The sequence below is a fragment of the Staphylococcus auricularis genome (assembly GCF_051172115.1).
Taxonomy (GTDB): domain Bacteria; phylum Bacillota; class Bacilli; order Staphylococcales; family Staphylococcaceae; genus Staphylococcus; species Staphylococcus auricularis_A.
On the sequence record NZ_JBPIZN010000001.1, the window covers coordinates 187,031 to 202,696 of the forward strand.

17 protein-coding genes and 1 other annotated feature are annotated in these 15,666 nt (G+C 37.0%); all 17 genes read left to right on the forward strand.

Features of this window, described 5'->3' with window-relative positions; all coding sequences use genetic code 11:
• The first annotated feature begins 78 nt into the window (after positions 1 to 78).
• The 17 genes from ACSBRB_RS00945 to ACSBRB_RS01025 all read left to right on the forward strand — a co-directional run bounded on the left by ACSBRB_RS00945 (position 79) and on the right by ACSBRB_RS01025 (position 15,373).
• Entirely contained in the window at positions 79 to 540 is a 462-nt protein-coding gene (locus ACSBRB_RS00945) for a DUF4930 family protein (protein ID WP_435031208.1), read from the forward strand.
• Positions 541 to 610: 70 nt separating this feature from the next.
• Positions 611 to 760, forward strand: coding sequence for a hypothetical protein (locus ACSBRB_RS00950; RefSeq protein WP_435031209.1), 150 nt, complete (start codon positions 611 to 613; stop codon positions 758 to 760).
• Between the two features lie 532 nt (positions 761 to 1,292).
• A complete protein-coding gene (gene mreC, locus ACSBRB_RS00955; protein WP_435031210.1) occupies positions 1,293 to 2,135 on the forward strand; it encodes a rod shape-determining protein MreC in 843 nt (280 codons plus the stop codon).
• Positions 2,135 to 2,659, forward strand: a complete 525-nt coding sequence (gene mreD / locus ACSBRB_RS00960; protein ID WP_435031211.1) for a rod shape-determining protein MreD — start codon at positions 2,135 to 2,137, stop codon at positions 2,657 to 2,659. Before mreC ends, mreD begins: the two co-directional genes overlap by 1 nt.
• Before the next feature lie 29 nt (positions 2,660 to 2,688).
• Positions 2,689 to 2,763: a sequence feature (ribosomal protein L21 leader region), on the forward strand.
• A 12-nt stretch (positions 2,764 to 2,775) separates the two neighbouring features.
• Positions 2,776 to 3,084, forward strand: a complete 309-nt coding sequence (rplU, locus tag ACSBRB_RS00965) for a 50S ribosomal protein L21 (RefSeq protein WP_435031212.1) — start codon at positions 2,776 to 2,778, stop codon at positions 3,082 to 3,084.
• 2 nt (positions 3,085 to 3,086) lie between these two features.
• On the forward strand, positions 3,087 to 3,407 hold the full coding sequence (locus tag ACSBRB_RS00970; RefSeq protein WP_059107204.1) for a ribosomal-processing cysteine protease Prp: 321 nt from the start codon (positions 3,087 to 3,089) through the stop codon (positions 3,405 to 3,407).
• Between the two features lie 11 nt (positions 3,408 to 3,418).
• Positions 3,419 to 3,703 carry a 50S ribosomal protein L27 gene (gene rpmA / locus ACSBRB_RS00975; RefSeq protein ID WP_059107205.1) on the forward strand — a complete coding sequence of 95 codons (285 nt, stop codon included), beginning with the start codon at positions 3,419 to 3,421 and terminating at the stop codon, positions 3,701 to 3,703.
• A gap of 121 nt (positions 3,704 to 3,824) precedes the next feature.
• Positions 3,825 to 5,117, forward strand: a complete 1,293-nt coding sequence (obgE, locus tag ACSBRB_RS00980) for a GTPase ObgE (RefSeq protein ID WP_435031213.1) — start codon at positions 3,825 to 3,827, stop codon at positions 5,115 to 5,117.
• 11 nt (positions 5,118 to 5,128) lie between these two features.
• Entirely contained in the window at positions 5,129 to 5,584 is a 456-nt protein-coding gene (locus ACSBRB_RS00985; RefSeq protein WP_059107207.1) for an ACT domain-containing protein, read from the forward strand.
• A 14-nt stretch (positions 5,585 to 5,598) separates the two neighbouring features.
• Positions 5,599 to 6,207, forward strand: a complete 609-nt coding sequence (gene ruvA, locus ACSBRB_RS00990; protein WP_435031214.1) for a Holliday junction branch migration protein RuvA — start codon at positions 5,599 to 5,601, stop codon at positions 6,205 to 6,207.
• Positions 6,208 to 6,235: 28 nt separating this feature from the next.
• Positions 6,236 to 7,243, forward strand: coding sequence for a Holliday junction branch migration DNA helicase RuvB (ruvB, locus tag ACSBRB_RS00995; RefSeq protein ID WP_435031215.1), 1,008 nt, complete (start codon positions 6,236 to 6,238; stop codon positions 7,241 to 7,243).
• A gap of 1 nt (position 7,244) precedes the next feature.
• A complete protein-coding gene (gene queA, locus ACSBRB_RS01000; RefSeq protein ID WP_435031216.1) occupies positions 7,245 to 8,270 on the forward strand; it encodes a tRNA preQ1(34) S-adenosylmethionine ribosyltransferase-isomerase QueA in 1,026 nt (341 codons plus the stop codon).
• Positions 8,271 to 8,290: 20 nt separating this feature from the next.
• The gene (gene tgt / locus ACSBRB_RS01005; RefSeq protein ID WP_435031217.1) at positions 8,291 to 9,430 is read left to right on the forward strand and encodes a tRNA guanosine(34) transglycosylase Tgt; all 1,140 of its coding nucleotides are present in this window, start codon (positions 8,291 to 8,293) and stop codon (positions 9,428 to 9,430) included.
• A gap of 15 nt (positions 9,431 to 9,445) precedes the next feature.
• Positions 9,446 to 9,706, forward strand: a complete 261-nt coding sequence (gene yajC / locus ACSBRB_RS01010; RefSeq protein ID WP_059107212.1) for a preprotein translocase subunit YajC — start codon at positions 9,446 to 9,448, stop codon at positions 9,704 to 9,706.
• 308 nt (positions 9,707 to 10,014) lie between these two features.
• Positions 10,015 to 12,291 carry a protein translocase subunit SecDF gene (secDF, locus tag ACSBRB_RS01015; protein WP_435031218.1) on the forward strand — a complete coding sequence of 759 codons (2,277 nt, stop codon included), beginning with the start codon at positions 10,015 to 10,017 and terminating at the stop codon, positions 12,289 to 12,291.
• 267 nt (positions 12,292 to 12,558) lie between these two features.
• Positions 12,559 to 14,838, forward strand: a complete 2,280-nt coding sequence (gene recJ, locus ACSBRB_RS01020; protein WP_435031219.1) for a single-stranded-DNA-specific exonuclease RecJ — start codon at positions 12,559 to 12,561, stop codon at positions 14,836 to 14,838.
• A 16-nt stretch (positions 14,839 to 14,854) separates the two neighbouring features.
• Positions 14,855 to 15,373, forward strand: coding sequence for an adenine phosphoribosyltransferase (locus ACSBRB_RS01025; protein ID WP_435031220.1), 519 nt, complete (start codon positions 14,855 to 14,857; stop codon positions 15,371 to 15,373).
• Positions 15,374 to 15,666 lie beyond the last annotated feature (293 nt).

Here is a 15,666-nt window from a genome sequence, read left to right on the forward strand (position 1 = left end):
ATGTCATGCTGTGGTCTGATGCATGTTTTTAATCATTTGAGTAAAATGTACTATGATAAAAGAGGAGGCGCGTCTATCATGCGATTTATATTAAGATTAATTAAAAATATCATAGCAATCGTAGCGATTATCTTGATCATATATCTCGCATTGCGTTATGCGCCATTTTTGAAGGATCAGCCGTGGAATCCTGTTAATGAACATGAACGACCTATTGTCCAAGAACAACAAGCCTCTCATGGTGAAAGTGGTGGTACACGGTACATCGTTAAAGAAAATGATATCCTCAATAATATCCCATTAAGCCAAGTGAGAAAAGTATTTGAATGGCTAGATAAATCAGAGTTCATGTCGGTTACTGGATTAGAACGAATGGGCTATAATGATGAATATCTAGCGGGACAACGTGAAAATGAATACATTATTTATAAATTCGGCTCAGATTCACTAAGAGTATATGCCACTGAACTTGAAATGCAACAAGATCTACAAGAATTAGATGAATACATACCTTTAAAATATAAAGAAGCGTATGAGTAATGTGATTGAATTCTCAATTCAAGTGCGTTAGCCTGATAATGAAAAAGCTAAAAAGGTTGGTGACTAATTCATGAGTGAACAATCAAAAGCAAAACAAGCTGATGAACAAGCTAAAGCACAAAATTTATTTGCGCGTTGGAGAAAAGACGAAACGCTATATAAAGAAGATGAGAAAAAAGAAGAATCATCTTCTGATGAAGAATCAAAAGACGATAACTAATATAAAATGAAACATGAATGGTTATAAAAACGGCGCATTTGTTTTTAAGATGTGCCGATTAAAAGGGAGCAAGCCAATACAATGAAAGTGAGCATGGTTCAACTTCTAAAGCGTGATACGGTATAGAATGAGTGACTTTCATTTTGGGTTTGCTCCCACTTTCTATGTGATTAGAAGTGTGAACAATAGAATTTAACGTACAAAAATTGTTATACTATAGCTTAGCGATAAAGACAGTCACGGTCTTTTAAAACACATAGTAATGTAATTTATATGAGGATTATATACTTTTACTTTTGAATCCTTACAACGTTTCGATAATTATATTTTACAAATTAAAGTAGACTAAATTATATTAGTAGTATTAAGGTCAATCTTCGCTTTTAAATACATATGAGGATTTTGAATATGAGCATTTGGTTTGTCTTGTGCGATATAGACAACTCATTTCATGTATATCAATATTCATATCTACTGACTGTGTGGATGTACCGTGTTATAGAAATTTGAACTGTTAATTGAGGTGTTTAGATTGTTAAAGTTTTTCAGAAATAACAAACTGATTGTTATTTTGTGTGCAATTATCGTATTTATTGCCTTAATTGGACTTTCCATTCGTTCACAGAATCAAACCTCTGCGGAACAATATGTGAGTGACTCCGTATCAGTGGGTCAAAGGGTTGTCGGTTATCCAATCCAATTTGTCAAAGGCTCTATTGAAAATTGGTTACAAAATGATGATTCAGGAGCGGATTCCAATCGAGTTAAACAATTAGAGGCCGAAAATGAACGCCTAAAAGCGGAAAATAAGAAATATAAAAATGAATTAGATATGGATGACATCTCAGAATACGACCCAATTTCAAGCACAGTTATTGCTAGAAATCCTGATCAATGGATGAATCGATTTGTCATTAACAAAGGTGCTAAAGCTGGCGTTAAAACAAACATGGCTGTGATGACCACCGAAGGACTTGTGGGTCGTGTAACGAAAGTGAATCAGTTTTCATCTCAAGTTGATCTAATTTCTACGAATACTCGAAGCAATCGTTTATCGGTAGATATTCAAAATGATGGTGAAAACGTATTTGGCTTAATTGATCACTTTGATGAAAAAAATGAAGAACTCGTTATTACTGACATCAATAATAAAGATAAAATTGATAAAGGCGATAAAGTCGTTACAAGTGGTCTTGCAGATCAACTACCAAGCGATCTTTATGTAGGAGAAGTAACCAAAGTATCAAACGATGATTATGGTTTATCTAAAGAGGTTCGCGTGAAAACAGGCGCTAATTTAGGTGATTTATCTCATGTTTATGTCGCTAAACGTGATGACGACACAGTAGCGAATGACGAAAGTGGTGGTCGTTAATGCGCGCCCTTTATTACTTCTTGATTGGCGTCTTGGTATTTTACTTAGATGCTGCGATCAGTCTGATTGTGCCGATGCATATCGGTACGAAAGATATTATTTTTGTACCACATCTCACACTGATGTACTTACTGTTGTTAACGATTTACCGTAGTTTCGGTGTTGGTCTCATCATGTCAGTGGTTCTTGGACTCGTAACCGACTTATACTTTGGTAGTTTCTACGGTTTATACTTATTTGGTTATATCTTGTTCGTAGTCATATTTGATCAATTCTTCAAAACGTTTTACCGTGACCGCGTCATGTTATTTGTTTTGACATTAATGAGTGTATTGTTCTTTGAAATCTATACGGCGATCATTTATGGTATGTTAGATTTGATTACATTTGATCTATTTGATTTTATATTATTCCGTCTCATACCAACGATGATTATTAATCTCGTGTTACTGATTATCATGGAACCATTGCTCAATAAATTCTTTCATAAAATACAGCTGAATATTGACAGTAAAAAAAGATGATGCTAAACTACAGTAGTTGAGTAGTTTATAGCTACATACAACCGCTCAATTTCAGGTTTAAGTACATGTGATGTCACCTGTTCTTGGCGTGACTTATAATATAGGAGGTGCAAAGTATGTTTGCTATTATCGAAACAGGCGGAAAACAAATTAAAGTAGAAGAAGGTCAAGAGATCTTCGTTGAAAAATTAGACGCTAACGAAGGTGATGAATTCACTTTCGACAAAGTATTATTTGTAGGTGGAGATTCTGTTAAAGTTGGTGCGCCAACAGTTGAAGGTGCTTCAGTAAACGCAACAGTTAACAAACAAGGTCGCGGTAAAAAAATTACTGTATTCACTTACAAACGTCGTAAAGACTCTAAACGTAAACAAGGTCATCGTCAACCTTACACTAAATTAACTATTAACAAAATCAACGCTTAATTATGATTACTGTTGATATTACGTTAAATGATGAAGGTCAAGTCTATGAAGTGATTATGGATGGTCATGCGGACTACGGTTCACATGGTCAGGACATAGTTTGTGCTGGTGCTTCAGCCGTATTATTCGGTAGTATTAATGCCGTGATGGGCTTAACAAACGAAAAGCCAGATATAGATTACGACGATGATGGTGGGCACTTCCATTACAGAAGTGTAAATACAAATGATGAAAAAGCGCAATTAATTCTTCAAGCGATGTTAGTATCGCTTCAAACGATTGAAGAAGAATACAATGAAAATATTAGATTAAATTATAAGTGAGGTGCTACCTAATGCTAAAATTAAACTTACAGTTCTTCTCTTCTAAAAAAGGGGTAAGTTCTACAAAAAACGGTCGTGACTCTGAATCAAAACGTTTAGGTTCTAAACGTGCTGATGGCCAATACGTAACTAGCGGATCTATTTTATACCGTCAACGCGGTACTAAAATTCATCCTGGTGAAAATGTAGGTCGCGGTGGCGATGATACATTATTCGCTAAAATCGACGGCGTTGTAAAATTCGAACGCAAAGGTCGCGACAGAAAACAAGTTTCTGTATATTCAGCAGCTGAGTAATCTGTTTCTTGTTAACACCAGAAGTCATCACTTCTGGTGTTTTATTTTTGCTATATTTTCTATGAAACAAACTAATGATATAATTAAATGAATACATCATATAAAAAAAGAGGTGAGCAACATGTTCGTCGATCAAGTTGAAATATCTTTAAAAGCTGGCGACGGGGGTAACGGAATTACAGCGTATCGCCGTGAAAAATACGTCCCATTTGGAGGACCCGCTGGCGGTGATGGAGGCGATGGTGCTTCCGTTGTTTTTGAAGTAGATGAAGGGCTAAGAACACTGCTCGATTTTAGATATCAAAGACAATTTAAAGCTAAAAAAGGTGAAAATGGCCAAGGTAGTAACATGCATGGTAAAAATGCGGAAGATCTTATATTGCGTGTGCCACCAGGTACGATTATCAGAAATCAGGAAAACGGAGAAGTACTTGCAGACCTCGTAGAAGGAGGTCAACGTGCGGTCGTAGCTAAAGGAGGACGTGGCGGACGCGGAAATTCTCGCTTTGCCTCACCTCGAAATCCTGCGCCCGATTTTAGTGAAAATGGTGAACCTGGAGAAGAAATTGATATCACACTTGAATTGAAGCTGCTTGCTGATGTTGGCTTAGTTGGTTTCCCAAGTGTCGGTAAATCTACATTACTTTCTATTGTCTCTAAAGCCAAACCCAAAATCGGAGCTTATCATTTCACAACAATTAAACCTAATTTAGGTGTAGTTTCAACTGCGGATGATCGCAGCTTTGTGATGGCAGATTTACCAGGTTTAATTGAGGGTGCTTCAGATGGCGTAGGACTTGGTCATCAATTTTTAAGACACGTGGAACGTACGAAAGTCATCGTGCATATGATAGATATGAGTGGCTCAGAGGCTCGCGATCCTTTTGAAGATTATCAAATCATTAATAAAGAATTACGCGCATATGAAGAGCGCTTAGAAGATCGACCTCAAATCGTAGTCGCAAACAAAATGGATATGCCTGATGCTGAAGACAATTTAGCGTTATTCAAAGAAGAACTCAATGATGAAGATGTGCAAATCATTCCATTGTCTACGTATACGCATGACAATATCGATACATTATTATATGCGATTGCAGATCAACTCGAAAAAGTGAAAGATGTCGACTTTACGAAATCAGAAGATGAACCAGGTGTGAACCGTGTACTTTATAAACACACACCAAACCAAGACAACTTCACGATTACACGTGATGATGACGGTGCTTATGTAGTAAGTGGTAAATCCATTGAACGTATGTTCAAGATGACTGATTTCAATAGTGATCCGGCAGTGAGACGCTTTGCGCGTCAAATGCGCTCAATGGGTATTGATGATGCATTGCGTGAACGTGGCTGTGAAAATGGAGATATCGTAAGAATTCTTGGAGGAGAATTCGAATTTGTTGAATAGAGGTGTATCAAATGGATAAAAAAGATTATAGTTCTTTCTATTTAATACGCGAAGATGTACTACCTGAGTCTGTAGTGAAAACACTTCAAATCAAAGAAGCTTTGAAAAATGATCCGAATTTATCGATTTTTGAAGCAGTGAAACAATTCGATTTATCTCGTAGTGCATTCTATAAATATAGAAATACCATTTTCCCAATTGATGAGAAAATGTCTAGTACACGTGAATTCACTATCATTCTTTATGTGAATGATATCGTCGGTGTGCTCGCCCGTGTACTTAACACGTTATCCAATTTACGCCTCTCTGTCTTAACCATTCATCAAAGTATTCCTATGGAAGGCCGTGCAACGATCACGCTTTCTTTAGATGCACAAGGTACAGATTTAGAATTTAATGACGTGGTATCTACATTACGAAATATTAACCAAGTATCTAGAGTCGAATTGATAAGTATGACAATGTAAAGGATGAAGATTCAATGTATGCATATATTAAAGGAACATTAACGCAATTATTTCCTACGCATGTCGTAGTAGAAACGACTTCAGGTGTGGGCTATGAAATACAAACGCCGAACTCTTATCGCTTTCAACGCTATTTAGATCAAGAGGTGACAATCTATACTTCATTGATCGTGCGTGAAGATGCGCAGTTGCTCTATGGTTTTATGAATGAAGAAGAAAAAGAAATGTTCCTCAATTTGATTAAAGTGACGGGAATAGGTCCGAAATCAGCGTTAGCTATTCTTGCCTCTAGCACACCAAATGAAGTAAAATATGCCATTGAAAACGAAAATGATAGTTATCTGACGAAATTCCCAGGTATTGGTAAGAAAACTGCACGTCAAATTGTGTTAGATTTAAAAGGGAAAGTCATCATTTCTGAGGAAGATAGCGGTGCATTACTTAACGATCAAACAGTTGAAACTGGTGGTCAATCACCAATCGTCAAAGAAGCATTGCTAGCACTTGAAGCACTCGGATACTCTAAACGTGAATTGAACAAGGTAGAAAAATCACTGGTTTCTGAACCTGTTGAAAGCGTTGATGAAGCCGTCAAAAAAGGGCTTCAATTACTCGTACATTAAATATAAGTAGAGAAAGGGGGATACAACAATGGATGATAGAATGGTCGATCAATCTTTGCACGATGATGAATCCAATTTTGAACTATCGTTACGACCTCATTATTTAAAACAATATATCGGACAAAAGACGATTAAATCTAATTTAGAAGTATTTATCAAAGCAGCAAAATTAAGAGAAGAACCGTTAGATCATGTCTTATTATTTGGTCCCCCTGGATTAGGTAAAACGACATTATCCCATATCATTGCTAATGAATTAGATGTGAATATTCGTACGATTTCTGGCCCCTCCATTGAACGACCAGGTGATTTAGCAGCTATTTTATCAGGTCTACAACCAGGCGATGTGCTATTCATTGATGAGATCCATCGTTTGAGTAGCGTGGTTGAGGAAGTGCTTTATCCAGCTATGGAGGACTTTTATTTAGATATCGTCATTGGTAAAGGTGAAGAAGCACGCAGTATCCGTATCGATTTACCACCCTTTACATTAGTTGGTGCAACGACGCGTGCAGGTAGTTTAACTGCGCCGTTAAGAGATCGTTTTGGTGTACATTTAAGATTAGAATATTATCAAACTGATGAATTAGAAGATATTATCTCACGTACAGCGGATGTACTAGATACAACCATTGATAAAGAAAGCGCACGTGAACTTGCGAAACGGAGTCGAGGTACTCCTCGTGTGGCTAACCGTTTGTTAAAACGTGTGCGTGATTTTCAACAAGTTGAAGAAGACGACTATATCAATATTGATATTACAAAAAAAGCCTTACATTTATTACAAGTGGACGACATGGGCTTAGATCATATCGATCATAAAATGATGAACTGTATTTTAGAACAGTACAAAGGTGGTCCTGTTGGTTTAGATACAATTGCCGTATCTATCGGTGAAGATCGCGTCACGATAGAAGATGTATACGAACCGTTTTTGATACAGCAAGGTTTTATTGAACGGACACCTCGAGGACGTAAAGCAACTCCGTATGCTTACGAACATTTTGGGCACAGCGAAAGTGGAAAGAGGGAATAAAGTGAATATAGAAGATTTTGACTACCCATTACCGGAATCGCTCATCGCACAAACCCCTTTAAAAGAACGCGATGAAAGTCGTTTGTTGGTGATGGATAGAGAAACCGGGGAAGTGAGTCATCATACATTTAAAGATATCATTTCATATCTTAAGCCTGGCGACACACTTGTATTGAACGATACGAGAGTGATGCCAGCCCGCTTATTTGGTCTTAAAGCAGGCACAGGTGCAAAAGTTGAAATGTTGATGCTGACACAACTTGAAGGCAATGATTGGGAAGTGTTACTTAAACCAGCCAAACGTATTAAAGTAGGAGATAAACTATCATTTGGTGATGATAAAATAGTTGCCGAATGTATCGAAGTGCTTGAACAAGGTGGACGCATCATGCGTTTACATTATGATGGTATTTTGCAAGAAAGACTCGACGAATTAGGTGAGATGCCATTACCACCTTATATCAAAGAGCGCTTGGATGACCCTGAACGCTATCAAACAGTTTATGCCAAAGAAAATGGTTCTGCTGCAGCACCGACTGCTGGTTTACATTTTACTGAAGCATTATTAGATGAAATTAAAGAAAAAGGCGTTAATATGGCGTTTATTACCTTACATGTCGGTTTAGGTACCTTTAGACCGGTCAGTGTAGAAAATATAGACGATCACGAAATGCACAGTGAGTATTATCAAATGACACAAGAAACTGCCGATTTATTAAATGAGACAAGAGCAAAAGGTAACCGTATTATCGCAGTGGGTACAACGTCAACTAGAACGTTAGAAACGATTCGTTCTTCGGAAGACCAATTCGTAGCGAAAAGTGGTTGGACTGACATTTTTATTTATCCTGGATATGAATTCAAAGCGATTGATGGATTAATCACGAATTTCCATTTACCTAAATCCACACTTGTGATGTTAGTCTCAGCATTCAGTACACGAGAAAATATTTTAAATGCATATCATGAAGCGGTTCAACAATCATATCGTTTCTTTAGTTTTGGCGATGCGATGTTCATTATATAAGGATTGAAGGGAGATAAATTATGCCTGCAGTAACATACGAGCATATAAAGACATGTAAGCAATCAGGTGCACGGCTTGGAATCGTCCACACACCGCATGGTTCGTTTGAAACACCGATGTTTATGCCAGTCGGAACACAAGCGACTGTAAAGACGATGAGTCCTGAAGAATTACATGAAATGGACACTAAAATTATTTTAGGAAATACGTATCATTTGTGGTTGCAACCTGGAAATGATATCGTTAGAAAGAGTGGGGGATTACACCAATTTATGAATTGGGATGGTCCAATACTGACTGATTCTGGAGGCTTCCAAGTCTTCAGTTTAAGTAATTTACGAAAAATATCTGAAAAAGGCGTAGAATTTAGACACCATAAAAATGGATCTAAATTATTTTTAAGTCCTGAAAAATCAATGCAAATTCAAAATGATTTAGGATCAGACATTATGATGGCATTTGATGAATGTCCACCTATGCCTTCAGAATATCAATATGTGAAAGACTCTTTAGAGCGTACTACACGATGGGCAAAACGTTGTTTAGAAGCACATCAACGCCCTGAAGACCAAGCACTATTTGGCATTATCCAAGGTGGAGAATACAAAGACTTGAGAAAGCAAAGCGCTAAAGAATTAGTAGCTTTAGATTTTCCAGGTTACGCTATCGGTGGTTTATCTGTCGGTGAGCCTAAACCAGTGATGTACGATATGGTAGAATACACACAACAATTTATGCCTAAAGATAAACCGCGTTATTTAATGGGTGTCGGTTCTCCCGATGCATTAATTGAATGCAGTATTAGAGGTATGGATATGTTTGACTGTGTACTGCCTACACGTATTGCTCGAAATGGAACGTGTATGACTTCTCATGGTAGAGTAGTCATTAAAAATGCTAAGTATGCAGATGATCTTGGACCGCTTGATGATAATTGTGATTGTTATACTTGTCGCAATTATAGCAGAGCATATTTAAGACATCTTATCAAAGCAGAAGAAACTTTCGGTATACGTCTTACTACTTATCATAACCTATATTTTCTGCTTAAATTGATGGAAAATATTCGTCAGGCGATCAGAGAAGATCGTTTGCTCGATTTTAAAGAAACGTTTTTCGAACAGTATGGACTTAATGTAGACAACCCAAAAAACTTTTAAGGAAGGGAATATTTCATGCAACTTACTTCATTATTAATACCGATTTTATTAATCGTTGTATTTTATTTCTTATTAATCAGACCGCAACAAAAACGAGCTAAACAACACCGTGAAATGGTTAACCAATTACAATCAGGTCAAAACGTAACTACTATCGGCGGTATCAAAGGTACTGTACGTAGTGTAGACGAAACTGTTGTCGTATTAACTCTTAACAACGGTGGTACAGAAATCACACTTGAAAAACAATCAGTTAGACAAGTTGATCCATCATAATCAGTGAATAAAGGCGAAGGTTGATTCAAAATGCTCAGTCGGGTTTTCTAGGAAAGTTAACCCACAGTAAAATGTGAATCAACACGCCTCACTAAAGACAAAAAGTTATAAAAAGAGGCTGGAACGATTAAATTCCAGCCTCTTTTATTATATTCCGATAACCCTTGAGCTGATGGTTGTTTCTTTAGCTGCATAGAGTAATGTGTTATGATGTTAAGCGGCGAGTAAAAAACAATGTTGAATTTAACTTGCGCAACACTTAACTTTTCGATTATTCTTAATACATAAGTAAATAATGAGGTGTTCATGTGAAGAAAAGTAGTAGAATAATTGCTTTCGTATTAATCGTAGTCCTATTGTTTGCTGGGATGGGACTTACATATAAGAAAGTAGTTAAAGATGTTAACTTAGGCTTGGACTTACAGGGTGGATTTGAAGTCCTTTATCAAGTTAACCCTCTTAATGACGGGGATAAAATTGATAATAAAGCCGTCACCGCAACATCTAGAACATTAGAACAACGTGTCAATGTGCTTGGTGTCTCTGAACCTAAGATTCAAGTTGAAGAAAATAACCGTATTCGCGTTCAATTAGCTGGGGTTCAAAACCAATCGCAAGCACGTGATTTGTTATCTTCACAAGCCAATTTAACAATCCGAGATGCAGACGATAATGTTAAACTGACTGGTAAGGATATCAAACAAGGCTCAGCAAAACAAGAGTTTAAACAAGATACGAATTCGCCAGCAGTAACTTTTAAATTAAAAGATAAAGAGAAATTTAAAGAAGTTACCGAAGAAATATCTAAGAAAAAAGAAAACATTATGGTCGTATGGTTAGACTTCGAAAAAGGTGATTCTTACCATAAAGAAGTAGCCAAGGACGAACCGAAATATGTTTCAGCTGCTACAGTAGATCAACCGATCAATTCTGATAGCGTAGAAATTTCAGGTGGTTTTTCAGGTAACGAAGGTGTCAAAGAAGCTAAACAAATTGCTGAATTATTAAACTCTGGTTCACTACCTGTTAAATTAGATGAAATCTATTCTAACTCAGTAGGTGCACAGTTTGGTCAAGATGCATTGGATAAAACAATCCTTGCTGCTGCGATCGGTATCGCATTAATCTACATCTTTATGGTTGGATTCTATAGATTACCAGGTATCGTTGCAGTCATTGCATTAACGACTTACATCTACTTAACATTAGTCGCCTTTAATCTAATATCCGGGGTGCTTACATTACCTGGTTTAGCCGCACTCGTCTTGGGTGTAGGTATGGCCGTCGATGCGAACATCATCATGTATGAACGGATCAAAGACGAACTCAGGGTTGGACGAACGCTTAAACAGGCATACAAAAAAGCCAACAGCAGCTCATTCTTAACCATTGTCGATGCGAACTTAACAACAGTGATCGCAGCTGCCGTACTGTTCTTCTTTGGTGAAAGTTCAGTTAAAGGTTTCGCTACTATGTTACTTCTTGGTATATTAATGATCTTTGTTACAGCCGTATTCTTATCAAGAATTTTACTTTCATTACTGGTTTCATCCAACTTCTTCAAAAAACGTCCTTGGTTGTTCGGTGTGAATAAAAATAAAATTCATGATATCAACGAAGGTATCGATGTGCATCAATTGAAAACATCATTTGAACGTTGGGACTTCATGAAACTCGCTAAACCATTATTTAGTGCAAGTATCATTGTCATTATTATTGGTGTTACCATATTATCAATCTTTAAACTTAACTTAGGTATCGACTTCTCAAGTGGTACCCGCGTTGACTTCAAGTCAGATAACGCCGTAACGCAACCAAAAGTCGAACAGGTATTAAAATCAAAAGACTTTGATCCAGACCAAGTCACGTTAAGTAACGATGGTAAAAATGCTACCGCACAATTCAAGAAAGATTTATCTAAAGATCAAGTATCAGACATTAAAGATGTGATACATGATGAATTCGGTAACGATCCAACCGTCAATACCGTTTCACCAGTCATTGGTCAAGAGTTAGCTAAAAATGCGATGTTAGCATTGATGTATGCTGCGATCGGTATTATTATCTATGTAACCTTCAGATTCGAATGGCGCATGGGTCTTAGTTCCGTGCTCGCGTTACTTCATGATTCATTCATGATTATCGCGGTATTTAGCTTATTCAGAATCGAAGTTGACATCACATTTATCGCTGCCGTGTTAACGATTGTCGGTTACTCAATTAACGATACGATTGTTACGTTTGACAGGGTACGTGAGAACTTACGCAAAATGCGTGTCATTACGAAACCAGAACAAATTGATGATATTGTGAACCGTTCAGTAAGACAAACGATGACGCGTTCAATCAATACTGTGCTTACAGTTATTGTTGTGGTGATCGCTTTACTCATCTTAGGTGCTTCAAGCATCTTCAACTTCTCATTAGCATTACTCATCGGTTTAATTTCTGGTGTGTTCTCATCTGTATTTATTGCCGTACCACTTTGGGGCATCATGAAAAAACATCAATTGAAAAAATCTGATGACCATAAATTAGTGGTTCATAAAGAAAAACGTAAAAACGAAGAAAAAATATTAGTATAAGATGTTTAAGAGGTCGAGTATCTCTCTGAAATGTTGGTTGATATATTCATCAACATACACGCTCACTAAACTTTAGCTTGCGTTGGAGGTAACGTTGAACAATAATATGTTAACGTCACGTCAATGCAGGCTATGGCCAAAGCGTTTCAGAGGTGCGACCTCTTTTTTATTATCTTTAAGACGACGTGCGTAAATTCTCGAATTGTAAGTACTTTTTATTTAGCGAGATATTATGTATAATTGCTTGTGGAAAAGAGGGAGCGTAGCATGATTAAACCAAAATATCATTGGGATACAAAATCAACAACAGCAACGATCTCTGATGAAATATCAGAACAATTTAAACTCACTCCTATCGTTAAAAAAGTACTTGAAAGTAAAGGAATTACAGAACAACAAGAGATTGCTCATATTTTAGAGCAGCCGACTCCAGAACATGATGTCAATCTACTGAGTGATTTAGATAAAGCAGTAGAACGTATTAATCACGCAATAGATCAAAATGAAATGATATTGGTCTATGGAGATTATGATGCGGATGGTGTGACATCTACGACGATCTTAGTCACGACGCTACGTGAATTAGGTGCACATGTGGGATGGTACATACCAAATCGTTTTTCAGAAGGTTATGGACCGAACGAACTCGCTTTTAGAAATGCACATGACGAAGGCGTATCTCTTATCATTACTGTGGATAACGGAATCCAGGGACACCAACCTATTGAAGTTGCACAATCCTTAGGTGTCGATGTAATTGTGGCAGACCACCACGAAATTGGAGACACGTTGCCAGCAGCTTATGCGATTGTACATCCGATGCATCCAGAGTTTGATTACCCATTTAAATACTTATGCGGAGCCGGTGTTGCTTACAAATTATCGCAAGCGTTACTCACTGATCCACCTGAGAAATTTAAGGCTTTAGCAGCAATTGGAACGATAGCGGATTTGGTTTCATTAACAGATGAGAATCGTACAATTGTCAAAGAAGGATTAGAAGTCTTAAATACGCATTGTCCTGAATCGATCAAAGCAATCTTAGCGCAAGCAAGTTATAAAGATGAGATTACTGAAGAGACGATTGGTTTTGTTATTGGGCCGCGTTTAAATGCAGTGGGTCGATTAGAAGATGCAGCGATGGCAGCGGAGTTGCTCATGGCTGAAACAGAGGATGAAGCTACATTTTTAGCGGAACAAGTTGAGTTCTTTAACCAAGAGCGTAAAAATATTGTTTCACAAATTGTAGATGAAGCGATGGAAATGGCCGAATCACAAGTTGATCAAGGCAACCAATTTCTCCTCTTAGCAAAAGAAGATTGGCATGAAGGTGTATTAGGTATTGTAGCTTCACGCATCGTTGAAACATACAGTTTACCGACGATTTTGTTGAATATAGATACTGAGCAACAACATGCGAAAGGCTCAGCACGTAGTATTGAACAAGTTTCCATGTTTGATATATTAAATGAACATGCCGATTTAATAGATAAATTTGGTGGCCATCATATGGCAGCAGGGATGACATTAGCAATTGATCAAGTAGAGCCATTAAGAAAAGCGCTAAACGATAGTATGGAACGCATTACAGCATCCACTTCTTTAGTGCCTACAAAAAATGTAGATGTAAAACTATCTGAAGCAGATATTTCAATCAAAAACATTCAAGACATCTATCGTTTGAGACCTTTTGGCACAGATTTTTCAAGCCCTTGTTTTGAACTACAAGATGTGCCAATGATACAAGCTAAAGCGATTGGACAAGAAGGTAAGCATTTGAAGTTGACGCTCGGTGATTCACACTTACAAGCGCTTTATTGGAATAATGGGAACTTAATTAGAGAACTAGAAACGCAACAACCTATAGATATTATCGGCACCTTACAAATCAACGAATGGAATGGACATCAATCTCCTCAATTTATCATAGATGATTTAGGAACCAATCAACTACAGATACTAGATTATCGCAGTAAAAATAAATGGAATCAATTTGATCAAGACATGTCTGATGTCGCATTTCTCATTCATCCTAAAAGCGAGAAATTAGCAGACAATTATTATTACTATGGTGAAGAGATTGAACAGCATTATGATAAATATGTTTTTAGAGATCTACCAGCTAAATTGGAAGATGTTGAGAAAACGCTCCAACATGTTGATTTGTCTCAAATCTATCTAGAATTAAAACACGATCAATCCATTTATTTTGAAGGCATGCCGAAGATTGATACATTTAAAAATTGCTATAAAGCATTATTGAAAAAAGGCGAGTTACACTTAGCACAAGATGGTATGCCATTATGCCGATTCTTAAATGTAAAACCGAATATATTGATGTTTATGTTAAAAGTATTTTTAGAACTTGGATTTATTCAAAATGAAGAAGATCGTATCGTTGTCAATCAACAGACAGAAAAGAAAAGCATTGAATCAAGTCAGTTATATCAAGCGAGATTGCAACGAATTGAAGTAGAACAATTGCTCCTTTATGAAGATTTTGCGAAACTGAAAGCATGGATAAAGTCAGAGCTAACTGTTAATTAAGTAGGAGGAAATGACAATGGATTTAAAACAATATGTTTCTGAGGTTCAAGATTGGCCTGAAAAAGGAGTGAACTTCAAAGATATTACTACAATTATGGATAATGGGGAAGCTTATGGTTATGCGACAGACCAAATCGTACAATATGCTCAAGATAAAGAAATTGATGTTGTCGTGGGACCAGAAGCGCGTGGCTTTATCATCGGCTGCCCAGTCGCATATTCTATGGGCATTGGATTTGCCCCAGTGAGAAAAGAAGGCAAATTACCACGTGAAGTGATCAAATATGAATATGAGTTAGAATATGGAACAAATGTGTTAACGATGCACAAAGATGCGATCCGTCCAGGACAACGCGTACTCATCACAGATGATTTATTAGCGACAGGTGGGACAGTTGAAGCGGCGATTAAACTAGTAGAAAAACTCGGGGGCATCGTAGTCGGTATCGCATTTATTATCGAGCTTAAATATTTAAACGGTATTGAACGTATTAAAGATTATGATGTTATGAGTTTGATTTCATATGATTCTTAATAGCGTAAGTGCTACATAAAAAGGCTAGGGTCTACACCCTGGCCTTTTCTAGTACAAAGGGGCATCAAATCACATGATAGTGATTCTATCAAACAGAGTTGGGAGTCAGTAAAGTGATCTATCTACTCTGTGTCGGACAATTTTATGATTACTGTTCTATTTCGAACTTATTTATTTATTTTTCTAGATGTAGTATCATAGAACTATTATTTCAATAAAAATAGAACGAAGTACCCTTGAGAGGGGGACGCTCCCTAACATCTAGTTATTGAACCCGCATATACAGCGTAAGA